Source organism: Amycolatopsis sp. NPDC024027 (assembly GCF_040638975.1).
Classification (GTDB): Bacteria; Actinomycetota; Actinomycetes; order Mycobacteriales; family Pseudonocardiaceae; genus Amycolatopsis.
The window spans coordinates 161,422-183,738 of record NZ_JBEZYY010000002.1 but is presented as its reverse complement, the minus strand read 5'-3'; the positions used below and the strand labels follow the sequence as shown (position 1 = coordinate 183,738).

Below are 22,317 nucleotides of genomic sequence, written 5' to 3'. Positions count from 1 at the left end.
GCCGGCGATGCCCACAGCGGTGGTGACCGGAGCGGCGTCCGGGATCGGGGCGGCGACCGCGCGGAAGCTGCTCGGCGACGGCTACCGCGTGCTGGGCGTGGACATCGCCGAGCTCCCCGACGGCGTCACGCCGATCCGGGGTTCGGTGAGCGACGAAGCGACCTGGGCGGCCGTCGGCGAGGTGGACGCGCTGGTCAGCAACGCCTACGTGCCCAGCACCGGGCCGCTGCACGAGATCGGCCGCGCCGAGTGGCAGCGCCAGCTCGACGTCAACCTGACCGGCACCTACCTGGCCGTGAAGGCGTGCCTGCCGTCGCTGCGGGAACGGCGTGGGGCGATCGTGCTGGTCTCGTCGGTGCACGCGCGCTTCGGCCTGCCGGGCCATCCCGCCTACGCCGCGAGCAAGGGCGCGCTCGTCGCGCTCGGCCGGCAGCTGGCCGTCGAGTACGCCCCCGAGGTGCGGGTCAACTCCGTGCTGCCGGGGCCGGTGCTCACCGAAGCCTGGAAGCACATCTCGCCGGCCGACCGCGAACGCAGCGCGCGGGCGACGCCGGCGGGTCGCCTGGGCCGGCCGGAGGAGGTCGCGGACGTGATCGCGTTCCTGCTCTCACCCGCCGCGTCGTTCGTCACCGGTGCCGAACTGACCGTCGACGGCGGCTGGTCCGCCGCCAAGGATTCCGCGTAGAAACGAGGCACCCGGGTGAAGATCACCGCGATCGAAACGTTCCTGGTCGCACCGCGCTGGCTGTTCCTCAAGGTCAGCACGGACGAAGGGATCAGCGGCTGGGGCGAACCCGTCGTCGAGGGCCGCGCGGAGACCGTGCGCGCGGCCGTGCACGAGCTGTCCGAGCTGCTCATCGGCCAGGACCCGCTGCGCATCGAGGACCACTGGCAGGTGTTGCGCCGCGGCGGCTTCTACCGCGGCGGCCCGGTGCTCTCCAGCGCGCTGGCCGGGTTCGACCACGCGCTGTGGGACATCGCCGGCAAGGTCCGCGACGCGCCGGTGCACGAGCTGCTCGGCGGGCCGGTCCGCGACCGCGTCCGGGTCTACAGCTGGGTCGGCGGCGACCGCCCGGCCGGCATCCGCGAAGCGGTGGCCGCGCAGGTCGAGGCGGGGTTCACGGCGGTGAAGATGAACGTCGCCGGCCCGCTGACGGCGATCGCTTCCCCGGCCGAAGCCGACGCGGCGGTGGCGCGCGCCTGGGAAGCGCGGGAGGCGCTCGGCCCGCACCGCGACCTCGCCATCGACTTCCACGGCCGCGTCTCGCCCGCGATGGCGCGCCGGCTGGTGCGGATGCTGGAGGACGTCCAGCCGATGTTCGTCGAGGAGCCGGTGCTGCCGGAGACCCAGGGCGACGCGCTGCGCGCGGTCGTCGAGGCGTCCACGGTGCCGATCGCGGTCGGCGAGCGGCTCTACTCGCGGTGGGAGTTCAAGCCGGTGCTCGACGCCGGGGTCGCGGTCGTCCAGCCGGATCCGTCGCACGCCGGCGGCATCTCCGAGCTGCGGCGGATCGGCGCGCTGGCCGAGGTCTACGGCGCCTCGCTCGCGCCGCACTGCCCGCTCGGCCCGATTTCGCTGGCGGCGTCGCTGCAGGTGGCCTTCGCGACGCCGAACTTCCTGATCCAGGAACAAAGTGCGGGCATGCACTACCACGAGGGCCGCGAGCACGGGTACCTCACCGATCCGTCGGTCTTCGCCTTCCAGGACGGTTACGCGGCCCGGCCGCTCAAGCCCGGCCTCGGCATCGAGGTCGACGAAGCGGCCGTGCGCCGCGCGGACGAGATCGGGCACACCTGGCGCTCACCGGTGTGGCGTCACGACGACGGCAGCTTCGCCGAATGGTGAAACCCCGGGCCGTCATCGCGCTGACCTGCGCAGGTATGTTGAGGGCGTGACGGACAAGCCCCGCATTCCGAACGTACTCGCCGCCCGCTACGCCTCGGCGGACCTGGTCTCGCTCTGGTCCCCGGAGCAGAAGGTCGTCCTCGAACGGCAGCTCTGGCTCGCCGTCCTCAAGGCGCAGCAGGACCTCGGCGTCGAGGTACCGGACGGCGTCGTCGAGGCCTACGAGCGCGTGCTGGAGAACGTCGACCTCGAGTCGATCGCGGCCCGCGAGCGCGTCACCCGCCACGACGTCAAGGCGCGGATCGAGGAGTTCAGCGACCTCGCCGGCCAGGAGCACATCCACAAGGGCATGACCTCGCGCGACCTCACCGAGAACGTCGAGCAGCTGCAGCTGCTCCGCTCCCTCGAGCTCGTGCGCACCCGCGTCGCCGCCGTGCTGGCGCGGCTGGCGGCGCTCGCCGTCGAGCACGCAGACACCGTCATGGCCGGGCGCTCGCACAACGTCGCCGCGCAGGCCACCACCCTCGGCAAGCGGTTCGCCACGGCGGCCGACGAGCTGCTGGTCGCCTTCGAGCGGCTCGACAACCTCATCGAGCGCTACCCGCTGCGCGGCATCAAGGGCCCGGTCGGCACCGCGCAGGACATGCTCGACCTGCTCGGCGACGAGTCCACTTTGGACCAGCTGGAAGACCGCGTGATGCAGCACCTCGGCTTCAACCGGCGGTTCGTCAGCGTCGGCCAGGTGTACCCGCGCTCGCTCGACTTCGACGTGCTGTCCACTGTGGTCCAGCTCGCCGCGGCACCGTCCAGCCTGGCCAAGACGATCCGGCTGATGGCCGGTCACGAGCTGGTCACCGAGGGCTTCAAGCCCGGCCAGGTCGGCTCGTCGGCCATGCCGCACAAGATGAACACCCGCTCGTGCGAGCGCGTGAACGGCCTGGCCGTCGTGCTGCGCGGCTACCTGTCGATGATCGGCGAGCTGGCCGGCGACCAGTGGAACGAGGGTGACGTCTCCGACTCGGTCGTCCGCCGGGTGGCGCTGCCGGACGCGTTCTTCGCGCTCGACGGCCTGCTGGAGACGTTCCTCACGGTGCTCGCCGAGTTCGGTGCCTTCCCGGCGGTGATCGAGCGTGAGCTTGATCGCTACCTGCCCTTCCTCACCACGACGAAGGTGCTCATGGCGTCGGTCCGCGCCGGCGTCGGGCGTGAGACGGCCCACGAAGCGATCAAGGAGCACTCGGTCGCCGTCGCGCTCGAGATGCGCGAGGGCCGCGCCGAGAACGACCTGCTCGACCGGTTCGCGGCCGACGACCGCATCCCGCTCGACCGCGGTGAGCTGGACAAACTCCTCGCCGACCGGATTTCGTTCACCGGCACGGCGGGGCGGCAGGTCGCGCAGGTGGCCGAGCGCGTCGCGCAGGTCCTCGAGCGGTTCCCGGAGGCCGCGGGGTACGTGCCGCAGCCGATCCTGTGAGCTGACCCACGAGTCCACGGACTGGAACGAATCCACTCGAACGGGCGAAATCCCTAATCTCGATCGCTGACCACGGAGCGCTGTGAAGCGCATGTCCTCACCATGGAAGAAGCGATGAGATCCACGCTGTCCAAGATCGCCGCCGCTCTGACCGCGGGCGCGCTGACGTTGACCCTCGCCGCCTGCGGTGGCTCCGACGCGGGGGCGACCACCCTGCGCGTCGGGACGCTGAGCGACGCCCCGCCGTCGATCTACCTGGAGAACGGCCGGTTCACCGGCTACGACAACGAGTTGCTGCGCGACATCGCCAAGCGTGAAGGCTTCGAGGTCGAGTTCGTCGGCACCGAGTTCTCGAGCCTGCTCGCCGGCGTCGCGGGCGGCAAGTTCGACATCGGCAGCTCGACGATCTCCAGCACCGAGGCGCGCAAGAAGACGGTGGCCTTCTCCAACGGCTACAACACCGGCTTCACCACGGTGGTCACGGCGAAGGGCGCGAACCTCAAGGACGCGGCTTCGCTGGGCGGCAAGCGCCTCGGCGTGGTCCAAGGTTCGGTGCAGGACGAGTTCGCGGGCAAGGTCGCCGGCGCCCAGGTCGTCCGCTTCCCGGACTACAACGCGGGCTTCGCGCAGCTGAAGAACGGCACCCTCGACGGCTGGGTCGTGCCGCAGGACATCGGGCAGAAGTACCTGGACCAGAACCCGAACGTCCCGCTCGAGCTCGGGTACACCGTCGAGGACAAGGACACGCCGTCGGCGTTCGCGGTGGCCAAGAAGAACACCGAGCTGCTGAACAAGCTGAACGACGGCCTCGCGAAGGCCGTCGCGGACGGCACGGTCGCCCGCATCTACGGGCAGTTCTACAAGAACACGCCGCTGTCGAAGGAATTGCAGCCGGGCGGCCCTGGCCTGACCGTGAAGAACCTGGGGGCGTGACATGAAGAAGCTGATCGTCACCGTGCTGGCCGCCGCGCTCACGCTGACCGCCTGCGGCGGCTCGGACAGCGCTTCCTCGACGCTGCGCGTGGGCACGCTGAGCGACGCGCCACCGAACATCTACCTCGAGAACGGCAACTACACCGGCTTCGACAACGAGCTGCTCAAGGCCATCGCGGCCAAGCAGAACCTGAAGCTGGAGTTCGCCGCGACCGACTTCTCGGCGCTGCTCGGGCAGGTCGCGTCGGGCCGCTACGACATCGCCAGCTCGGCGATCGCGCAGACCGACGAGCGCAAGAAGACGGTCGACTTCTCCGCGGCCTACGACTTCGAAACGATGAGCATCCAGGCCAAGCAGGGCACCCCGGTCACCGACGAAAAGGGCCTGGCCGGCAAGCGCGTCGGCGTCATCCAGGCGACCGTCGGCGACCACTGGCTGACCAGCACGGTGCCGGCCGCGCAGGCCGTGCGCTTCCCCGACTACGCCGCCGCGCTGACCGCGTTGAAGAGCGGCGCGGTCGACGCGTACATCCTGGACCAGTCCATCGCCGAGAAGAACGTCACCGACAACCCGGACGCCAAGCTGGTCGTCGTGAAGAGCTTCGTCACGGACGTGCCGCACGGTTTCGCGGTGAAGAAGGGCAACGCCGAGCTGCTGGGCAAGATCGACACCGGGCTCAAGCAGGTGATCTCCGACGGGACCTGGCTTAAGCTGCACCAGCAGTTCCTGCCGACCGCTCCGGTGCCGGCCGGGTTCCAGGGTTAGGAGAAGCATGAGGAAGACACTGGTCACAGCGCTGACCGCGACCTTGCTGGCCGCGCTCACGGCGTGCGGCGGCTCGGACAGCGGCGGCGACAAGACCCTGCGCGTCGGCACGCTGAGCGACTCGAAGCCGAACGCCTACCAGGAGAACGGCAACTACACCGGCTTCGACAACGAGCTGCTGAAGGCCATCGCGGCCAAGGAAGGCCTGAAGCTGGAGTTCGCCGCGACCGAGTTTTCGGCGCTGCTCGGCCAGGTCGCGAACGGCACGTTCGACATCGGCAGCTCGGCGATCTCCCAGACCGACGCCCGCAAGAAGACCGTCGACTTCTCGGCGCCGTACAACTACCAGGCCCTCGGCATCGAGGCCAAGGAGACAGCGGGCATCACCGACGAGAACTCGTTGGCGGGCAAGCGGATCGGCGTCGTCCAGGGCACGGTTTCGGACACCTGGCTCGGCTCGAACGCGCCGACCGCGCAGGCCGTCCGGTTCCCCAATGACGCCGCCGCCCTCAACGCCCTCAAGACCGGCGCGATCGACGGCGCGGTGTTCGACCAGGCCACCGCCGAGGACTACGCGAAGAACAACGCCGACGCGAAGCTCAAGGTGACCAAGGCGATCACCACGACCATCCCGCACGGGTTCGCCTTCAAGAAGGGCAACACGGACCTGATCAACAAGATCAACGACGGCCTGAAGAAGGTCATCGCGGACGGCACGTGGGTCAAGGTGCACGACCAGTTCGAACCCACCGCGCCGGTGCCCGCCGAGTTCAAGGCGGGGCAGTAGTCCACAATGGACGATTTTGTCAATACGTTCCTGAACTGGGACTACATCTCCCAGGTCCTGCCGGATCTGCTGAAGACCGGGCTGCTCAACACGCTGGTCCTGTCGGTGTCCTCGGCGCTGATCGGCACCGTGCTCGGCATGGTGCTGGCGGTGATGGGCCTGTCCACCAAGTGGTGGCTGCGCTGGCCCGCGCGGATCTACACCGACATCTTCCGCGGGCTGCCGGCCATCCTGACGATCCTGCTGATCGGCCAGGGCCTCGGCACGCTCGCCCGGGACGTCGTCGGCACGAACCCGTACCCGATGGGCATCCTGGCGCTGTCGCTGATCGCGGCCGCCTACATCGGTGAGATCTTCCGGTCCGGCATCCAGAGCGTCGACAAGGGGCAGATGGAGGCCAGCCGGGCGCTCGGGATGAGCTACACCAAGTCGATGCTGCTGGTGATCATCCCGCAGGGGGTCCGGCGGGTGCTGCCGGCGCTGGTCAACCAGTTCATCGCGCTGGTCAAGGACTCCAGCCTCGTCTACGTGCTCGGGCTGCTGTCCGGGCAGCGCGAGCTGTTCCGGATCGGCCAGGACCTCGCGGCGAACACGGGCAACCTGTCGCCGCTGGTCGCCGCCGGCGTGTTCTTCCTGGTGATCACCGTGCCGCTGACGCACCTGGTCAACTACATCGACAAGAAGCTCCGGACCGGCCGCAAGGTACGCGTCGACGAGCCGGGCGACGGAGACGAGCTGGACCTGGTCGCCAGCGGGAAGGTGCCCTCGTGACCACGGCGGTGCGTTCGTCCAGTGTGGAGCTGCGGGACATCCACGTCAGCTTCGGCACGCTCGAAGTCCTGCGCGGGGTCGACCTCCACGTCGAGAGCGGGAAGACGACGTGCGTCATCGGCCCGTCCGGCTCCGGCAAGTCGACGCTCCTGCGTTGCGTGAACCGCCTGCAGGAGCCCGATTCCGGCGATCTGCTCCTCGACGGTGAGTCGGTGATCAAGGCCGACCCGGACGCCCTGCGCCAGCGCGTCGGCATGGTGTTCCAGCACTTCAACCTCTTCGGCCACCGGAGCGTGCTGGACAACATCGTGCTGCCGCTGCGCAGCGTGAAGAAGCTGAGCAAGGAGGAGGCGTCGGCGATCGCCCGCGCCCGCTTGGCGGACGTCGGCCTGGCGGACAAGGCGCCGTACCGGCCGAGTGCGTTGTCCGGCGGCCAGCAGCAGCGCGTCGCGATCGCGCGGGCGCTGGCGATGGACCCCGAGGTGATGCTCTTCGACGAGGCGACGAGCGCGCTGGACCCGGAGCTGGTCAAGGGCGTGCTGAACCTGATGGCGGGCCTGGCTTCGCGGGGGCTGACCTTGATCGTGGTGACGCACGAGATGGGGTTCGCCCGGAGCGTGGCCGACGAGGTGGCGTTCATGGACGCGGGCCGCATCGTCGAGCAGGGCCCACCGGCGGAGCTCTTCGACGAGCCGCAGAGCCCGCGCTTGCAGCGGTTCCTCTCCCAGGTGCTCTGAAAGAAGGGGCTTCGGCGGCCGTTGCCCGGGTAGCCTGCGAAGATGGCGAGAATCGCTCGGCTGACGTACTACCCGGTCAAGGCCTGCGCCGGCATCGACGTGCCGTCCGCCGAGGTGACCCCCGCCGGGCTCGCGCACGACCGCGTCTTCCAGGTCATCACCCCGGACAGCGACGTCCTCACGCAGCGGCCGCACCCGGTCATGGCGACCGTCCGGCCGCGGGTGCTCGGCGACCGGCTCGCGCTGTCCGCCCCCGGTCGCGAAGACGTCGTCTTCGCCATCCGGCGTGACGGCCCGCGGCGCCCGGTGTCGATGTCGGCCTGGGACGGCGAAGGCGTCCGGCAAGATCCCCGGGCCGACGAGTGGTTCTCGGACTTGCTCGGCCGGCCGGCCGAACTGATCGGCGTCGCGCCCGGGCACGACCGCGTCACCGGCGGCGACACCCCCGGCACGGCCGCGTTCGCCGACGGGCACGCGCTGCTCGTCGCCTCCGAGTCCTCTTTGGACAGCCTGAACGAGCGGATCGCCGCCGGGCAGGGCGAACCCGTCCCGATGGACCGCTTCCGCCCCAACGTCGTCATCGCGGGCTGGGCCGAACCCCACCGCGAAGACGAAGCACGCGAGCTGACCGCCGGCACCGCGAAGTTCGGGTACGCCGAGAAGTGCGTCCGCTGCACGGTCCCGATGGTCGACCAGGAGACCGGCGCGAAGGCCGGTCCCGAGCCGATCCGCACCCTCGCGACCTACCGGCGTGGCCCGAGCGGCGGCGTCGTCTTCGGGATGAAGGCCGCGGTCCTGCGGCCGGGTCAGGTCGCCGTCGGCGACGAGGTGATCGTGCACTCCTGGGCCGGCCCGAGCCCGAGCACGGCCGCCGCGGAGCCGCCGTTCACCGCGACGGCGAGCCGGCCCGCCGAGTCGGTGTAGAGCACCGAAGCGCCGGCGGGCACGTCGGCGAAGGTCCGCCCGAGCACCGTGGTCACCGCCACGCGCTCGCTGTGCACGGAAACCGCACCCGACAGGCCCGAGAGCTCGAGGTCGGCCGGGGTCGCGGCCAGCTGGACGTTGCCGAAGTGGTCGACCGTCAGCACCTCCGACACGAGCTTTCCGGGGAACGCGGCGACGAACGGCTCGGGCATCGCGACCAGGCCCTCCACCGGGTCGCCGAAGTCGGCCGGTGACACTCCGAGCGCGAGGTGCGCGGCCGCCGGCGCGAAGACGTCCCGCCCGTGGAAGGTCGCCGACGTCGCCGCCAGCCGCAGCGACGGCTCCGTGAGCTCGTACGCCGCCCGGACCCCGCCCAGCGCCTGCGCGGCGGGCAGCAGCAGGCCGTTGTCCGGCCCGACCAGCAGCCCGTCCTCCGCGACGACGACCACGCCGAGCCGGGCCGTCCCGACACCGGGGTCGACGACCGCGACGTGCACCGATTCCGGCAGGTAGGGGACCGTCTGGGCCAGCGCCATCGCCCCGTGCCGGATGTCCTGGGGCGGCACTTCGTGGGTCACGTCGATCACCCGCACCGCGGGCGCCAGCCGCGCGATCACGCCGTGGCAGGCCGCCACGAAGCCGTCGCGCCGGCCGTAGTCGGTCGTCACCGAGATCCAGTCGTACGCCATGCCAGCATCATCCATGGTGGCAGAGGGTGCGCGTTAGGGTTCAGCGCGTGACACCCCTCCCCACCCTCGAACGGCTCGCCACCGGCAAGGTCCGCGACCTCTACGCGGTCGGCGACGAGCACCTGCTGGTCGTCGCCTCCGACCGCATCTCCGCCTTCGAACGCGTCTTCCCCACCTCGGTCCCCGGCAAGGGCCGCGTGCTCACGGCGATGAGCGTGTTCTGGTTCCGCGAGCTCGCCGACGTCCTTCCGAACCACCTCGTGACCTGCGAGGGGCCGCTCATCCCGGAGGCCGTCCGCGGCCGCGCGCTGCTGGTCGAGCGGCTCGACATGCTGCCGGTGGAGGCGGTCGTCCGCGGCTACCTGACCGGCCGCGGGTACGCGGACTACCGCCGGTCCGGGAAGGTGTGCGGGCTGGCGCTGCCGCCCCGCCTGGCCGAGTCGGCGCGGCTGCCCGAGCCGATCTTCACGCCGTCGACCAAGGCGCGCTCGGGCGAGAAGGACGAGAACATCGACTTCGGCACCTGCGTCTCGGCGCTGGGCCGCGCGCTCGCCGAGGAGGTCCGCGAGGCGTCCCTGGAGCTGTACCGCCGGGGCGCCGCCCGCGCGGCGGAGCAGGGCCTGCTGCTGGCCGACACGAAATTCGAATTCGGCATCGGCGCCGACGGCCGGCTCGTGCTCGCGGACGAGCTGCTGACGCCGGATTCGGCTCGCTACTGGCTCGCCGACGGCCACCAGCCCGGCGTCCCGCAGCCGTCCTTCGACAAGCAGCACGTGCGCGACTGGCTGGTCGACCCGGCGTCCGGCTGGGACTGCGTCTCCCCGCTGCCGCCGTTGCCGCCCGAAGTGGTGACGGCGACGCGCGACCGGTACATCGAGGCGTACCAGCGCATCACCGGGCTTTCGCTGGCAGACTGGCCCCGTGATCCTGCTGATCTGCGGCAGCCTGCGAGCCGGCTCGGGCAATGCGGCGGTGCTGGGGACCGTCGCGACCCTCACCGCGAGCCGGACGTACACCGGCCTTGCCGATCTGCCGCACTTCAACCCCGATGACGACCGCGACCCGCTGCACCCCGAGGTCGCCTCGCTGCGTGCCGCGCTGAAGGACGCCGACGCGGTCCTGATCTGCACGCCGGAGTACGCGGGCGGGCTGCCGGGCTCGTTCAAGAACCTCCTCGACTGGACGGTCGGTGGCGGCGAGATGTACGGCAAGCCGGTGGCGTGGATCAACGCGTCCTCGGTCGCGGCACCGACCGGCGGCCGGGACGCGCACGACTCGCTGCGGAAGGTCCTGACGTACGCGGGCGCGAAGATCGTCGAAGAGGCGTGCGCGCGGATCCCGGTGTCACGCGCGGACGTCGCCGACGGCCAGGTCACCGACCCCGACCTGCGCGGCCGGATCGCGGTGGCCGTGAAGCGCCTGCGTGAGGGCGTCTGAGTCAGCTGGTTCCGGGCTTTCCGGCAACGGTCGCCCGCCCGTTCTGCGCAGTTCACGAGGGTGTCAGACGCGTGCGTCCCAATGGTGGTCGTGGAAGCTCGCTTGCTGGTTTCGCTGTCGGGAATCACCCCGCGCACGCTGCACCGGTGCGCCGACCTCGCGGCCGAGCTCGACCGCCGCAAGGTGCCGCTCTCGATGCTGTACGCCGCCCGCACCGGCGAAGGCCCGGTGACGGAGTGGGTGCGCACCCGCGCCCGCGGCGGTGATTCCGTGCTGCTGCACGGCTACGACCACTCCGTCACGCCCACGCACCGCACGGTGTACCTGGGCAAGCGGGCGGAGTTCGCGACGCTGCCGGCGCACGAGGCACGCCTGCGGCTGATCGCGGCGAAGGCCGCGCTGGACAACGCGGGGTTGTCGGTCGACGGCTTCGCACCGCCGCGCTGGATCGCCTCCCCGGGCACGCTGCAGGCGCTGGCCGAACACGGTTTCCGGCTGTGCGCGGACCTCGGTGCGGTGCGCGACCTGGTGACCGGCGAGGTGCGCCGCGCGCGGGTGAGCGAGTTCACGAGCCAGTCGCACCGGACGGAGACGGTGCGCTGCTTCGCGCTGGTGCTGGCGGCGGCCCGCTCGGCCCGCCGGGGCGGGCTGGTCCGGCTGGGGGTGGAAGCGGCGGACCTGACCCGTCCCGGCCTCCGCCAGGCCCTGCTCGACGCGGTGGACGTCGCCCTGGAGAACCGCGCGTTCGGCGCGACCTACGGCTCGCTGCGCGTGGTGGCGGCCTAGATCTTCGCGGGTTCGCCCCGGTCGAGCACCTTGACCTCGGTGCCTTCGGGCGCGAGGTTCCCGAACAGGCCGTAGTGCATGGCGGGGTTGGCGAGCACGGCTTCGTGGATGGGCACGGCCACCCGCGGCGCGACGGCCCGCAGGTAGTCGACGGCCTCCCCGGCCTTGAGCCACGGCGCCCCGGTGGGCAGCCCGAGGACGTCGATCTGCTGGCCGGGCACGAAGAACGAGTCGCCGGGGTGGAAGAAGGCGCCGTCGTCGAAGACGTACCCGATGTTGGGGATGACGGGGATGTCCGAGTGGATGACGGCGTGCTCCCCGCCGACGGCCTTGATGGCGGTGTCCCCGACGGCGAAGGCGTCCCCGACGTTGGCGACCGCGAACTCCAGGCCGAGCTTCTCGACCTCGGGAGCGGACCCGGGATCGACGATCAGCCGGGCACCGGGGTTGGCTTCGAGGACCCGGGGCAGCCGTTCGACGTCGAGGTGGTCGAAGTGCTGGTGCGTGACCAGCACGGCGGACAGCTCCCGCTCACCTTCGAAGCCGGTGGAGAAGGCGCCGGGATCGATCAGGATCCGCTCGGAACCGGTCTCCAGCAACAGGCAGGCGTGTCCGAAATGGACGATACGCATCGATGGTTCTCCTTCACGGGTGGTCTTTTCCAGCCTAGTCCTGATTCGTCAACCGGTGCCGGATGTCGTCGAGGTCCCGGCCGTCGACCCCGGCGTCGAGGAGGTATTGCCTGACGTCGAACCCGTCGAGCGTGGCCCGGACGGCCGCCGCGGTGGTGGTGCCCCGCTCCGCCAGAATCGCCGCGATAACCGGCCCCTGGTCGTCGGTGCCCATCGCGGCGTACAGCGGTCTCACGGCTTCGGTGGACAGGTCGTAGTCCGCGGCGATGGCGTCGGGATCGACGCCGGCCAGCGCCAGGAGCAGCAGCGCGACGAGACCGGTCCGGTCGCGCCCGGCCCCGCAGTGGAACAGGACGCCGCCGGGGGCCGCCCGGGCGATCGCGGTCATGACGGCGGCGCAGCGCTCGGCCTTCCGTTCGAGGAAGACGCGGTAGTAGAGCGGGCTGCCGTTCAGCCGCTCGCGGTTGACGTACCGCCAGAACTCGAGGTCGTCGATGTCGTCGAGGGGAACCTCGACGCGGTCGAGGCCCGCCGGGGTGAGCGGGCCGGCCGCGGCGGCGAACTGCGCGGAACCCGCCAGCGCCGTCGGGGCGCCCGCCGTCGGCCGGATCTCGTCGGGGTTGCGCAGGTCGATCACGGTCCGGACGCCGGACTCGCGCGCCTGGGCCCACCCGGCGTCGCTCACAAATCGGAGGTCGGCCGCCCTGAAGAACGCGCCGCGGCGGGTCGTCCGGCCCGAGCGCGCCGGCAGGCCGCCGAGATCCCTGGTGTTGTAGAAGCCTTCCCAGGCCACTGCTCTGTCCATCTGTCACAGCTTGCCCGAGAGCAACGCGTCGCCGAGTTCCGTGCGCCGGTACAGCACCCGGTGACCACGGCGTTCCGACGCCAGCAAGCCCGCTCCGCGCAACGCCGTCAGGTGGGCCGAAACCGTCGCCGGGGCCAGGTCGTGGCGCCGGGCCAGCTCGGTCGTCGCCGCCGGGCGGTCGAGCGTGGTCAGCAGCAGTGCCCGCGTCCGGCCGAGCACCTCCGCCAGCGGTTCCGGCGGCTCGGCGGCGGAAGTCCACAGCGAGGCGACGCCCCGGGCGGGGTACAGCAGCGAAATCTGCCACGGCGGCACCGTCACCACCCCGACGTTCGGCCACGCGAACACCGCCGGGATCAGCAGCAGGCCCCGCGCGTCGATCGGCAGGCGCTCCCGGGACCGGACGTCGACCAGCACCGATGTCCCCGACAGCCGGACGCGCGGGTGGAGCTCCGCCAGCATCGCCGCGAGCCCGCCCGACCCCAGCTGCCGCGTCCGGTAGGCGATGTCCGCCGCGAGCAGCTCACGCAGGCGGGGCCACTCCGGGGCCAGCAGCGCGTCCCACACCGTCTCGAGCTGACCGGCCAGCAGGTCGCGCGCGGCCGCCGGGTCGGCCGGCAGCCCGGACAGGTCCGCGTCGACCATGCCGAGCTCCAGCGCCACCTGCGCGGGCGGCGTCGCACGCACCACCGCGAGCTGCGCTTCGGCGGTCGTCTCGGGACCGTCGGGCGGCGGGCTCAGGAACTCGGTGATGTAGTGCCGCGCGCTCAGCACCGCGGTCAGCTCGGGCACGTCGGGCACTTCGGAGAGCCACGGCGGGGCCGCGGGGTGCCGCCGGATGCCGAGCAGCGTCTGGACCGCGCCCAGCACCTCCTCCAACGGGGAGATCGCGAACCGGACGCGTTGGCTCCCGGCCGCGCTGAGGACCAGCTCGATCACGACTGATTCGCTCTCACCCGAATCAGTGTGCCGCACGGGGGCGACCCGCAAGCGTACGAGCATGTCGTTGTTCACCCATCGCGCGTACTGGCGCTGGTCGGCGGCCGTCCAGTTCGCCCGGCTGCCGTCGACCATGGCGCCGCTCGCGTTCACCCTGCTGACCACCGCCACGACCGGCTCCTACCGGCTGGGTGGGGTGCTGATGTCGGTCTTCGTCGCCGCCGAGATGGTGTGCGCGGTGCCGGTCGGCCGGCTGCTCGACCGTGTCGGGCCTTCGCGGGGCCTGCCCGCGCTGCTCCTGCTGACCGCCGCCGGGTACGTGGTGCTGACGCTGGCCGCCGCGAACGGCGCGCCGAGCGCCGCGCTGCTCGTGCTGGTCCTGCTGCCCGGCATCACGGGCGGAGCGTTGTCGGGCGGGTTCCGGACGTTGCTCGCGGAGACGGTCGACGACGAGCTGCTTCCCCGGGCGACCACCGTCGACGCGATGATCCTCGACGGCGTGCTCGTCGGCGGTCCGGCGCTGGTCACGCTGCTCGATCTGGCCGGTCCGCTCGTGCCGCTCGCCGCGATGGCGGCCGCCTGCGTTGCCGCCGCCTTGCTCGTCCCGCGTCGCGCGGGTACCCGCGATCGGGTGGAATCCGGGCCCGGCATCCCGCCCGCGCGACCCGGCGCCGCCCTGCCGTGGCTGTGCTGCGCCTTCACCATCGGGCTGCTGACGTCGACGATCGAGGTCGCGCCGTTGCCGCTGGTCCAGCGCCTCGGTGCGCCGGAGACGGCGGCGCCGGTGGTGATCGCCGTGCTGACCGGAGCGAGCATCGCGGGCAGCGCCTTCTACGCGTGGCGGGGCAAGATCGGTGACCCACGGCTGTTCCTCGCCGGGTTCGTCCTCGGCGGGCTCTTGCTCAGCGCGGACCTCGGCTGGCCGGGCCTGATCGCGTCGGTGGCGGTGATCGGCGCGTTCGGCGGGCCGCTGGTCGCCACGACGTCGGTCAACCTGCAGCGCGTGTTGCCGAAAAATCGCAGGTCAGCGGGGTTCTCCTTGAGCTTCACGGTGCAGGCGGCCGGCTTCGGGCTCGGCTCGCTGGCGGTCGGCGTGCTGCCGTTGTGGCTCCCGCCGCTGCTCGGTGTCTTTGCCGCGGCGACCGCCGGTGCAATGCTGGTGCGGAAGCCCGCACGAGCTATTGGCACGATGTCAGTAACGTCGTAACCTGGGCTGACCCGCGACCTCCAGGGAGACGCCGATGACTGCCGTCCAGCCGAAGCCGACGACGGTCGGCGAGACCTTCGACTCGCTCAGCCCGGCGACCGACGAGGTGGTCGGAACCTACCCGATCCACACCGCGGAGGACGTCAAGGCGGCCGTCGAACGGGCGCGCGTCGCGGCGGAGTGGTGGGCGGGTCTCGGTTTCGCCGGGCGCGCCGAGCGGCTCAAGAGCTGGAAGGGCGTGCTGACCCGGCGGCTGCCGCAGCTGTGCCAGGTGGTCCGCGACGAGACCGGCAAGCCGATCGCCGACGCGCAGCTGGAGAGCGTCCTCGCCATCGAGCACATCGCGTGGGCGGGCAAGCACGCGAAGAAGATCCTCGGCAAGCAGAAGCGCTCGGCCGGCCTGCTGATGTCCAACCAGGCGGCGACGGTCGAGTACCAGCCGCTGGGCGTGGTCGGCGTGATCGGCCCGTGGAACTACCCGGTGTTCACCCCGCTCGGCTCGGTCGCGTACGCGCTCGCGGCGGGCAACGCCGTGGTGTTCAAGCCGAGTGAGTACACGCCGGGCGTGGGCAAGTGGCTGGTCGACGCGTTCGCCGAGATCGTGCCGGAGCAGCCGGTGCTGCAGCTGATCACGGGCTTCGGCGAGACGGGCGCGGCGCTGGTGACGGCGGGGGTCGACAAGATCGCGTTCACCGGCTCGACGGCGACGGGCAAGCGCATCATGGCCGCGGCCGCCGAGACGCTCACCCCGGTGGTGATCGAGGCGGGCGGCAAGGACCCGGTCCTCGTCGACGCGGACGCGGATCTGGATGCGGCGGCCGACGCGACGGTGTGGGGCGCGTTCTCCAACTCCGGCCAGACCTGCATCGGCGTCGAGCGCGTGTACGTCCACGAGAAGGTCCATGACGAGTTCGTGGCGAAGGTGGTCGAGAAGTCGAAGGACGTCCGCGCGGGCTCGGACGAGGCGGCCCAGTACGGCCCGGTGACGATGCCGTCCCAGCTGGGCGTGATCAGGCGCCACATCCACGACGCCCTGTCCCGCGGCGGCAAGGCGGTGCTGGGTGGAGAGGACGCGGTGGGCGACCGCTACGCGCAGCCGACGGTCCTGATCGAGGTCCCCGAGGACTCCGAGGCGGTGACGGAGGAGACGTTCGGCCCGACGGTGACGATCGCGAAGGTCCGCGACATGGACGAAGCGATCGAGAAGGCGAACAGCACGAAGTACGGCCTGGGTTCGACGGTGTTCTCGAAGTCCCGAGGAGTGGAGCTGGCGGAGAAGCTGCGCACGGGCATGACGGCGATCAACGCACCGTTGTCGTTCGCCGGAATAGCCTCATTGCCCTTCGGCGGCGTGGGCGATTCGGGCTTCGGCCGCATCCACGGACCGGAGGGCCTGCGCGAGTTCGCCCGCACCAAGGCGATCGCCCGCCAGCGGTTCACGGCGCCGCTGACGCTGACATCGTTCACCCGCAAGGAATCAACGGACGCCCTGGTGGCGAAGCTGGTGACGATCCTCCACGGCAAGCGCTGAGCTGTTCCGGGGTTGTGGACAACTCGGGTCCGCAACCCCGGGAAGCGCCGGAAGTGTCGGTGCGGGCCGGTAAACTGGATACCGGGGGGCCGAGGGCCGCGCTTCGCCACCGCGCAGCCTGAACCGCGCAATCCGGCCGTACCGAGCCAAGCCGCGCGATCCACCCGAGTCGGCGACACCAGCCGGTCACTTCACCACTCAATAGCATTCCGATGTGGACGAGAACCAGGGCCGCTGGGCCGCGATGGTGGAGCAGAGCCAGTCCGGCCAGGACGCGTACGTCTGGGCGGTGGGCCCGATCCAGCCCGCGGACAGCCGGGACCACGCCAGGGCGATCGCGGCCGAGCTCGCCAAGACCTATCGGCCGACCCACCCGCGCCGGCTGCGGCGCCGGTCGGTGTTCCAGCACGGCGAAGACACCCTGTTCGTTCTGCTGGAGGGCATGTCCAGCAAGTTCCACCTGCGGATCACGGTGGTCCGGCTGGTCGCCGATCTCGACGCCGACGGCAGGCCGTTCGAGGGCTGGACCGGCGGGCCGTGATGGCCATCGCCCTGAGGTCGGGCGGGCCCACCGCCGCGAGCCAGGCCACGCACGGCGTGGGCAACGTTCGCGTGCGGGCGCCCATGTCCTCGCCGCTCAGGCGACCTTCGGGGCAGCCCGCATGCCGATGTAGGCGCAGGCGGTGCCGTCGGTGAGGGTGGAGAACACGACGGGCATCCAGTCGTTGCTGAAGGCACCGTCCGCACGGCCGGCGAACACCGTGTCCGATACGGCGATGAGGTCCGTCTCGATGGGCGGTGCGAGGTCGGCCATGCCGTCGACGAACGCGTACCGCAGGTGGGGCACGCCGCCGCGGTCGGAAATGGTGATTTCCACGCCCGCTCGCCGGTAGGTGCCGGCACGGTTGCCGAGTGCGACTGGCAGCGGCTGTGCGGGTGGCCCGAACGGTTCGGGCATCCGGACGCCGGCGAGTTCGTGAAGCAGTTCGCGGAACAGGTCGGAGTACAGGCGGCGAGCGCCGCCGCCGTTGGTGAGCAGGGCGATGGCCACTCCGGCTTCCGGTGCCACGCGGAGGAAGCCGTACTGGCCGATGGTCGCGCCGTCGTGGCCGAAACCGGGGGTGCCGTCCCAGTCGTAGAGCGTCCAGCCCAGTCCCCAGCCGTCGGAGTCGACCGTCCACTTGTCCGGGCAGTCGGTCTCGCGGTGCTGCATCGCGTCGGCGGTTTCCTTGTGCAGCAACCGGGTTCCGTCCGGTGCGACGCCGCCGTCGAGGTGCATCCGGGCCAGCCGCAGGACGTCGGCCGCGGTGGCGCACAGGACCCCGCCGTACGGACCGGCCGAGCGCGGCAGCGGGTTCCAGACCGGCGCCGGATCGGGGTCGGCACCCCCTTCGCCGAGGTGTCCCATCGCGGCGCGGAAACGCAGGACGTCCTCGGGCAGCGTCACCGTGTGGGTCAGGCCCAGGGGTGCGCAAAGCCGTTCTTGGAGCGCGGCGTCCCAGGTCTGGCCGGTGAGCACCTCGACGATCCGGCCGAGCACGTTGTAGCCGACGCTGCTGTAGGAGATCGCGGTTCCGGGCGGGCAGTCGAGCGGGACATCGCGGGCGGCCTCGACATAGGCGGCGAGGCAGTCGTCGCCGCGTCCGGTGTCGCACGTGAAGTCACAGGTGAGCCCGCTGGTGTGGGAGAGCAGCTGCCGGGCGGTGATGGTCTCTGACGCGCCCGGGGCGGCGACGGTGAAGTCCGGCAGCACGTCGCGTACCGGGGCGTCGAGGTCGAGCTTGCCTTCTTCGGCCAGTTGCATGACCAGCGTCGCGGTGTGGATCTTCGTGATCGAGCCGACCTGGAACACCGAGTCGGTCGTCGCCGCCACCCCGGTACCCCGGTGCAGCACGCCGGTGGCGAGTTCGTGGATGTCGCCGCCGGTGAGCACGGCGAGGGCCGCGCCGGGGACGTGGTGGATCTCGCGCAGCTCATCGAAGCGGCGCTGCCAGCGGTCATGGTCGAAAGTCATGGGTATCACTCCTGCGTACAGCGTTCCTTCTCTGCGCACACTGTACGCATAGATCTGCGATGTGCGCAATGAGCGCACGGCGTGCGCTACAGTGGTGAGCCGAAAGGAGGTCCGATGGCGGCCGAAAAACCCGCGGTGTCGGTGTGGACGCGCCCGCAACGGCGCCGGGATCAGCCCGCCCTGAGTCGCGCGCAGATCGTGACGGCGGCACTGGAACTGCTGGACTCCGCCGGTCTCGACGCGCTCAGCATGCGAACGCTGGGCGCGCGGCTGGGCGCCGGCGCCACGTCGCTGTACCGCCACGTGGCCAACAAGGACGAACTGCTGGAACTCGTCGTCGACGAGGTCTACGGCGAGATCGAGGTCCCGGTCGTCCAGCACGGGGAGTGGCGGCGCGCGGCGACAACCTGCGCCGAGAGCGCACGAGCGGTCCTGCTGCGGCACGCATGGATCGCGTCCGTGCTCGGCCAGACCGGGCTGTCCTACCTTGGGCCCAACGTGATGCGCCTGAACGAGCAGATGCTGGCCTTGTTCGAAACCGCCGGGTTCTCCCTGGCCGAGGCCGACGCTGCCTTGAGCGCGGTGATGGCCTACGTGATCGGCACGGCCACTACCGAAGCCGCGTGGCTGACCACGGTCGACCGCAGCGGCCGCTCGGAACAGGAATGCATCGACCAGCTGCGGCCGGCACTGACCGAGGCGACGAAGCCGTACCCTCGGCTGCACACGCTCGCCACCAGTGAGAACGACAGCGCCGAAACGGCCCGTAGCGACGGCTTCCACTACGGACTGGACCGCATGCTGGACGGCCTGGCCACCCGGCTTGCCGGGCGGTGACGCCGCTTAAGCCGACCGCCCCCGAATCAGGTCCGCCGCCTTCTCCGCCACCATGATCGTCGGCGCATTCGTGTTCCCCCGCGGCACCACCGGCATCACGGACGCATCCACGACCCGCAGCCCGTCCACCCCCTGAACCCGCAACTCCGCGTCAACCACCGACCCGATCGAGCAAGTCCCGACCGGGTGATAGAGCGTCTGCGTGTTCTCCCGGATGTGCTCGGCCAGCTCGGAATCACTCAAGTCGTGCCGCAGCGGCAGGAACGGCTTGTCCAAGAACCGCCGCAACGGCCCGACCTGCCCGATCTCGATCAGCGCCCGCAACCCGGCGATCATCGTCTCCATGTCCCGCGGTTCCGCGTAGTAAGCCGGATCGATTTCCGGCTTCCACAACGGATTCGCCGACTTCAGCCGCAGCCGTCCGCGGCTCGCGACGTCCACCAGTGTCGCCGCCGAGGTGAACCCGGGCACCGTCGGTTCGCGCAACCCGTTGTCGTAGAACAACGTCGGCGCGACGTGGATCTGCATGTCCGGCGCCGGCAAGCCGTCCGTGGTCGGGTAAAACGCCCCCGCTTCGCCGATGTTCGACGTCAGCGGCCCGCGCTTCGTCAGCTGGTAGCGGACCAAGCCGCGAGGAGTGGCCGCGTCGACCAGGTCGGTCGTGTCCTTTGTGGACCAGATGATCCCGCACGCCGGGTGGTCGTGCAGGTTCTCGCCGACGCCGGGCAGTGCCGCGACGACGTCGATGCCGTGCTCGCGCAGGTGCTCGGCCGGGCCGACACCCGAAACCATCAGCAGCTGCGGTGAGTTGACGGCGCCACCCGAGAGAATGACCTCCGCCGAAGCGCGCGCCGTGCGCTCCACGCCCTTGTCCAAATAGGACACGCCGACCGCGCGGGTGCCCTCGAAGACGACGCGGGTGGCGGGCGCGAGGGTCTTCACCGTCAGGTTCGGCCGGTCGAGCGCCGGGCGCAGGTAGGCGTCCGCGGTGGACCACCGGCGCCCCTTCTTGCACGTCACCTGGTAGACGCCCGCGCCTTCCTGGCTCTCGCCGTTGAAGTCGTCGGTGCGCTTGAGTCCCCACGCGACGGCCGAGTCGACCCAGGCCTGCGAAAGCTCGTGGGTGAACCGGCGGTCTTCGACGTGCAGCGGGCCGTCCGTTCCGTGCAGCGGGCCGCCGAGCCGCTGGTTGCCCTCGGCGCGCTTGAAGTACGGCAGGACGTCGTCCCAGCCCCAGCCCTCGGCGCCGTGCGAATCGCGCCAGCCGTCGTAGTCGGCACGGTTGCCGCGGATGTAGATCATCGCGTTGATCGACGAGCAGCCGCCGAGCATCTTCCCGCGCGGCCAGTACGACGTCTTGCCCGTGTGCTTCTGCTCGACGGTCTCGTAGTTCCAGTCCCACTTGGTCTTGAACAGCGACGGGAACGCGGCCGGGATGTGGATCTCGTTCGCGGTGTCCTCGGCGCCCGCTTCGAGCAGCAGGACCTGGGCCGAAGGATCTTCGGTGAGGCGGTTGGCGAGGACGCACCCCGCGCTGCCGGCGCCGACGATGACGTAGTCGTAGGACTCCTGGACGGCCACGGTGCCTCCTGTTGGCGAGATGTCAACGACTCATCATGGCGCAGCCCCGCGCCCTCGGCCAGTCTAGGTTTCCCGGTGGGCCCCGCCAGGGGGTCGAGCGGGTGAACTATGCTCGCGGGGTACCCACGACCTGCGTGAATAAGGAGCAGCCTGCCGTGGCCCGAGTCGTCGTCGACGTCATGCCGAAGCCCGAAATCCTCGACCCGCAGGGACAGGCCGCGCTCGGCGCCGCCGGCCGCCTCGGCTTTACCGGGATCACCGAGATCCGCCAGGGCAAGCACTTCGAGATCGAGGTCGACGACACGGTCGACGACGCGACGCTGGAGAAGATCGCCGAAGGCTTCCTCGCGAACCCGGTCATCGAGCAGTGGACCATCAAGCGGGTCGACGCGTGAGCGCGCGCATCGGCGTCATCACCTTCCCGGGCACCCTGGACGACGGCGACGCGGCGCGCGCGGTCCGCTACGCCGGCGGCGAGGCCGTGCCGCTGTGGCACGCCGACGAAGACCTGCACGAGGTCGACGCCGTGATCGTCCCGGGCGGCTTCTCCTACGGCGACTACCTGCGCGCGGGCGTGATCGCCCGGTTCGCGCCGGTCATGACGCCGGTGATCGAGGCGGCCCGCGCGGGCATGCCGGTGCTCGGCATCTGCAACGGGTTCCAGATCCTGTGCGAGGCCGGCCTGCTGCCGGGCGCGATGATCCGCAACCAGGGCCTGCACTTCATCTGCCGCGACCAGTGGCTGCGGGTGGAAAACACCGACACGGCGTGGACCACCCGGTACGAGACCGGCGCCGAGATCCTCGTCCCGATGAAGAACATCGACGGCTGCTACATGGCCGAGCAGTCCACTTTGGACGAGCTGGAGGGCGAGGGCCGCGTGGTGTTCCGGTACGTCGGCGGGAACCCGAACGGCTCGCGCAACGACATCGCCGGGATCCGCAGCGAGAACGGCCGGGTCGTCGGGCTGATGCCGCACCCGGAGCACGCGATCGACGCGCTGACGGGGCCGTCGGACGACGGGCTCGGCATGTTCTTCAGCGCGGTGGACGCGCTTGTGAAGGCGTGAGGGCGGGCCGCGCCCCCCGGTAACCATTCTACCGGGGCGCACCGACAGTTCCTGGACTGTGGACGCGAGTTGTCCACAGCCCCGGACCGGGTCAGCTCTTGCTCTGGTCGTTCGACAGCCACTTCTCGGGCCGGACCCGGACCAGCACCGATCGCTCTCCGAGTGCCGAGTCGACGTAAGCCGTGGCCTGGTCTGACGGCCAGTACCGCTTCGCGATCCGCAGGGCCTGCTCGCGCGTCGGCGGTTCGTCGTTCGCCACCACCGGGCCCTCGACCGTCACGTACTTGTACGGCGGGTTCTCGTCCTGCGCCACCAAACTCAGCCTTCCCGCGGCGCGGATCGCGCGGTCCTTGACCGTGTCGCGTTCCATCCAGATCAGCAGCTCGCCGCCGGGCGAGTAGTCGTACCAGACCGGTACCGCCAGCGGGGCCCGGCCGGCGCGCTCCACCGCGAGCACTCCGACGTGCACCCCGCTCAGGAACTCTTCGCGTTCCGCGGCGGTCATCACGAACGACGACATGTCACTCCCCAGGTAGATGGGTCATCCACCGGGGA

25 protein-coding genes are annotated in these 22,317 nt (G+C 70.9%); 18 read left to right on the top strand and 7 right to left on the bottom strand.

Annotation, left to right across the window (positions count from 1 at the left end):
- The first annotated feature begins 7 nt into the window (after positions 1–7).
- From AB0F52_RS05710 to AB0F52_RS05670, 9 genes are all read left to right on the top strand, one after another.
- On the top strand, positions 8–685 hold the full coding sequence (locus tag AB0F52_RS05710; protein ID WP_360164937.1) for an SDR family oxidoreductase: 678 nt from the start codon (positions 8–10) through the stop codon (positions 683–685).
- A gap of 15 nt (positions 686–700) precedes the next feature.
- Positions 701–1,846, top strand: a complete 1,146-nt coding sequence (dgoD, locus tag AB0F52_RS05705) for a galactonate dehydratase (RefSeq protein WP_360164935.1) — start codon at positions 701–703, stop codon at positions 1,844–1,846.
- A 46-nt stretch (positions 1,847–1,892) separates the two neighbouring features.
- The gene (gene purB / locus AB0F52_RS05700) at positions 1,893–3,320 is read left to right on the top strand and encodes an adenylosuccinate lyase (protein ID WP_360164933.1); all 1,428 of its coding nucleotides are present in this window, start codon (positions 1,893–1,895) and stop codon (positions 3,318–3,320) included.
- A gap of 114 nt (positions 3,321–3,434) precedes the next feature.
- On the top strand, positions 3,435–4,253 hold the full coding sequence (locus AB0F52_RS05695; RefSeq protein WP_360164931.1) for a transporter substrate-binding domain-containing protein: 819 nt from the start codon (positions 3,435–3,437) through the stop codon (positions 4,251–4,253).
- Position 4,254: 1 nt separating this feature from the next.
- Positions 4,255–5,019, top strand: coding sequence for an ABC transporter substrate-binding protein (locus tag AB0F52_RS05690; RefSeq protein ID WP_360164929.1), 765 nt, complete (start codon positions 4,255–4,257; stop codon positions 5,017–5,019).
- Between the two features lie 7 nt (positions 5,020–5,026).
- Positions 5,027–5,806, top strand: coding sequence for an ABC transporter substrate-binding protein (locus tag AB0F52_RS05685; protein WP_360164927.1), 780 nt, complete (start codon positions 5,027–5,029; stop codon positions 5,804–5,806).
- 6 nt (positions 5,807–5,812) lie between these two features.
- Positions 5,813–6,577: an amino acid ABC transporter permease gene (locus AB0F52_RS05680; protein WP_360164925.1), complete on the top strand. Its 765-nt coding sequence runs from the start codon at positions 5,813–5,815 to the stop codon at positions 6,575–6,577.
- Positions 6,574–7,314 (top strand): amino acid ABC transporter ATP-binding protein, encoded by a 741-nt coding sequence (locus AB0F52_RS05675; protein ID WP_360164923.1) that lies wholly within the window; start codon positions 6,574–6,576, stop codon positions 7,312–7,314. The genes AB0F52_RS05680 and AB0F52_RS05675 overlap by 4 nt, the downstream gene beginning before the upstream one ends.
- A 42-nt stretch (positions 7,315–7,356) precedes the next feature.
- Positions 7,357–8,238, top strand: a complete 882-nt coding sequence (locus tag AB0F52_RS05670; protein WP_199191254.1) for an MOSC N-terminal beta barrel domain-containing protein — start codon at positions 7,357–7,359, stop codon at positions 8,236–8,238.
- Here AB0F52_RS05670 and AB0F52_RS05665 read toward each other — a convergent pair.
- On the bottom strand, positions 8,121–8,927 hold the full coding sequence (locus tag AB0F52_RS05665) for an SAM-dependent chlorinase/fluorinase (RefSeq protein ID WP_360164921.1): 807 nt from the start codon (positions 8,925–8,927) through the stop codon (positions 8,121–8,123). The genes AB0F52_RS05670 and AB0F52_RS05665 overlap by 118 nt on opposite strands.
- A gap of 47 nt (positions 8,928–8,974) precedes the next feature.
- Here AB0F52_RS05665 and AB0F52_RS05660 point away from each other — a divergent pair, with 47 nt between their 5' ends.
- The 3 genes from AB0F52_RS05660 to AB0F52_RS05650 all read left to right on the top strand — a co-directional run bounded on the left by AB0F52_RS05660 (position 8,975) and on the right by AB0F52_RS05650 (position 11,150).
- Positions 8,975–9,979, top strand: a complete 1,005-nt coding sequence (locus tag AB0F52_RS05660; protein WP_360164919.1) for a phosphoribosylaminoimidazolesuccinocarboxamide synthase — start codon at positions 8,975–8,977, stop codon at positions 9,977–9,979.
- Positions 9,900–10,364: an NAD(P)H-dependent oxidoreductase gene (locus AB0F52_RS05655; RefSeq protein WP_360164917.1), complete on the top strand. Its 465-nt coding sequence runs from the start codon at positions 9,900–9,902 to the stop codon at positions 10,362–10,364. Before AB0F52_RS05660 ends, AB0F52_RS05655 begins: the two co-directional genes overlap by 80 nt.
- Before the next feature lie 81 nt (positions 10,365–10,445).
- A complete protein-coding gene (locus AB0F52_RS05650) occupies positions 10,446–11,150 on the top strand; it encodes a DUF2334 domain-containing protein (RefSeq protein WP_360164915.1) in 705 nt (234 codons plus the stop codon).
- On the opposite strand, the gene AB0F52_RS05645 is transcribed toward AB0F52_RS05650, so the two are convergent.
- Genes AB0F52_RS05645 through AB0F52_RS05635 form a run of 3 tightly spaced genes read right to left on the bottom strand, consistent with a single transcriptional unit; the run spans position 11,147 to position 13,523 of the window.
- Positions 11,147–11,782, bottom strand: a complete 636-nt coding sequence (locus AB0F52_RS05645; protein WP_360164913.1) for an MBL fold metallo-hydrolase — start codon at positions 11,780–11,782, stop codon at positions 11,147–11,149. The genes AB0F52_RS05650 and AB0F52_RS05645 overlap by 4 nt on opposite strands.
- A 34-nt stretch (positions 11,783–11,816) precedes the next feature.
- The gene (locus AB0F52_RS05640; protein ID WP_360164911.1) at positions 11,817–12,587 is read right to left on the bottom strand and encodes a tyrosine-protein phosphatase; all 771 of its coding nucleotides are present in this window, start codon (positions 12,585–12,587) and stop codon (positions 11,817–11,819) included.
- Between the two features lie 3 nt (positions 12,588–12,590).
- Positions 12,591–13,523, bottom strand: coding sequence for a DUF5937 family protein (locus tag AB0F52_RS05635; RefSeq protein ID WP_360164909.1), 933 nt, complete (start codon positions 13,521–13,523; stop codon positions 12,591–12,593).
- Between the two features lie 61 nt (positions 13,524–13,584).
- Here AB0F52_RS05635 and AB0F52_RS05630 point away from each other — a divergent pair, with 61 nt between their 5' ends.
- From AB0F52_RS05630 to AB0F52_RS05620, 3 genes are all read left to right on the top strand, one after another.
- Positions 13,585–14,730, top strand: coding sequence for an MFS transporter (locus tag AB0F52_RS05630; protein ID WP_360164907.1), 1,146 nt, complete (start codon positions 13,585–13,587; stop codon positions 14,728–14,730).
- A 34-nt stretch (positions 14,731–14,764) separates the two neighbouring features.
- Positions 14,765–16,261 carry an aldehyde dehydrogenase family protein gene (locus AB0F52_RS05625; RefSeq protein WP_360164905.1) on the top strand — a complete coding sequence of 499 codons (1,497 nt, stop codon included), beginning with the start codon at positions 14,765–14,767 and terminating at the stop codon, positions 16,259–16,261.
- Positions 16,262–16,475: 214 nt separating this feature from the next.
- Positions 16,476–16,802 (top strand): hypothetical protein, encoded by a 327-nt coding sequence (locus tag AB0F52_RS05620; RefSeq protein WP_360164903.1) that lies wholly within the window; start codon positions 16,476–16,478, stop codon positions 16,800–16,802.
- 96 nt (positions 16,803–16,898) lie between these two features.
- On the opposite strand, the gene AB0F52_RS05615 is transcribed toward AB0F52_RS05620, so the two are convergent.
- Positions 16,899–18,275, bottom strand: coding sequence for a serine hydrolase domain-containing protein (locus tag AB0F52_RS05615; protein ID WP_360164901.1), 1,377 nt, complete (start codon positions 18,273–18,275; stop codon positions 16,899–16,901).
- 114 nt (positions 18,276–18,389) lie between these two features.
- Between AB0F52_RS05615 and AB0F52_RS05610 the strand changes: the two genes are divergently transcribed.
- Positions 18,390–19,112 (top strand): TetR/AcrR family transcriptional regulator C-terminal domain-containing protein, encoded by a 723-nt coding sequence (locus AB0F52_RS05610; RefSeq protein ID WP_360164899.1) that lies wholly within the window; start codon positions 18,390–18,392, stop codon positions 19,110–19,112.
- 6 nt (positions 19,113–19,118) lie between these two features.
- Here the strand turns inward: AB0F52_RS05610 and AB0F52_RS05605 are convergent, their stop codons facing one another.
- A complete protein-coding gene (locus AB0F52_RS05605) occupies positions 19,119–20,693 on the bottom strand; it encodes a GMC family oxidoreductase N-terminal domain-containing protein (RefSeq protein ID WP_360164897.1) in 1,575 nt (524 codons plus the stop codon).
- A 155-nt stretch (positions 20,694–20,848) separates the two neighbouring features.
- Here AB0F52_RS05605 and purS point away from each other — a divergent pair, with 155 nt between their 5' ends.
- Complete coding sequence (gene purS, locus AB0F52_RS05600; RefSeq protein ID WP_003056885.1) at positions 20,849–21,088, top strand: phosphoribosylformylglycinamidine synthase subunit PurS; 240 nt, start codon at positions 20,849–20,851, stop codon at positions 21,086–21,088.
- Entirely contained in the window at positions 21,085–21,762 is a 678-nt protein-coding gene (gene purQ / locus AB0F52_RS05595; protein ID WP_103337919.1) for a phosphoribosylformylglycinamidine synthase subunit PurQ, read from the top strand. The genes purS and purQ overlap by 4 nt, the downstream gene beginning before the upstream one ends.
- Positions 21,763–21,853: 91 nt before the next feature.
- Here purQ and AB0F52_RS05590 read toward each other — a convergent pair whose 3' ends face one another.
- On the bottom strand, positions 21,854–22,282 hold the full coding sequence (locus AB0F52_RS05590) for a pyridoxamine 5'-phosphate oxidase family protein (protein WP_360164894.1): 429 nt from the start codon (positions 22,280–22,282) through the stop codon (positions 21,854–21,856).
- Positions 22,283–22,317: the final 35 nt, after the last annotated feature.

What these genes read in the sequence shown, in the direction of transcription:
- AB0F52_RS05710 (WP_360164937.1), top strand. Translation starts at nt 8, where the DNA reads ATGCCCACAGCGGTGGTGACCGGAGCGGCGTCCGGGATCGGGGCGGCG.
- AB0F52_RS05695 (WP_360164931.1), top strand. Translation starts at nt 3,435, where the DNA reads ATGAGATCCACGCTGTCCAAGATCGCCGCCGCTCTGACCGCGGGCGCG.
- AB0F52_RS05690 (WP_360164929.1), top strand. Translation starts at nt 4,255, where the DNA reads ATGAAGAAGCTGATCGTCACCGTGCTGGCCGCCGCGCTCACGCTGACC.
- AB0F52_RS05685 (WP_360164927.1), top strand. Translation starts at nt 5,027, where the DNA reads ATGAGGAAGACACTGGTCACAGCGCTGACCGCGACCTTGCTGGCCGCG.
- AB0F52_RS05680 (WP_360164925.1), top strand. Translation starts at nt 5,813, where the DNA reads ATGGACGATTTTGTCAATACGTTCCTGAACTGGGACTACATCTCCCAG.
- AB0F52_RS05670 (WP_199191254.1), top strand. Translation starts at nt 7,357, where the DNA reads ATGGCGAGAATCGCTCGGCTGACGTACTACCCGGTCAAGGCCTGCGCC.
- AB0F52_RS05665 (WP_360164921.1), bottom strand. Translation starts at nt 8,927, where the DNA reads ATGGCGTACGACTGGATCTCGGTGACGACCGACTACGGCCGGCGCGAC.
- AB0F52_RS05650 (WP_360164915.1), top strand. Translation starts at nt 10,446, where the DNA reads ATGGTGGTCGTGGAAGCTCGCTTGCTGGTTTCGCTGTCGGGAATCACC.
- AB0F52_RS05645 (WP_360164913.1), bottom strand. Translation starts at nt 11,782, where the DNA reads ATGCGTATCGTCCATTTCGGACACGCCTGCCTGTTGCTGGAGACCGGT.
- AB0F52_RS05640 (WP_360164911.1), bottom strand. Translation starts at nt 12,587, where the DNA reads ATGGACAGAGCAGTGGCCTGGGAAGGCTTCTACAACACCAGGGATCTC.
- AB0F52_RS05630 (WP_360164907.1), top strand. Translation starts at nt 13,585, where the DNA reads ATGTCGTTGTTCACCCATCGCGCGTACTGGCGCTGGTCGGCGGCCGTC.
- AB0F52_RS05625 (WP_360164905.1), top strand. Translation starts at nt 14,765, where the DNA reads ATGACTGCCGTCCAGCCGAAGCCGACGACGGTCGGCGAGACCTTCGAC.
- AB0F52_RS05615 (WP_360164901.1), bottom strand. Translation starts at nt 18,275, where the DNA reads ATGACTTTCGACCATGACCGCTGGCAGCGCCGCTTCGATGAGCTGCGC.
- AB0F52_RS05610 (WP_360164899.1), top strand. Translation starts at nt 18,390, where the DNA reads ATGGCGGCCGAAAAACCCGCGGTGTCGGTGTGGACGCGCCCGCAACGG.
- AB0F52_RS05590 (WP_360164894.1), bottom strand. Translation starts at nt 22,282, where the DNA reads ATGTCGTCGTTCGTGATGACCGCCGCGGAACGCGAAGAGTTCCTGAGC.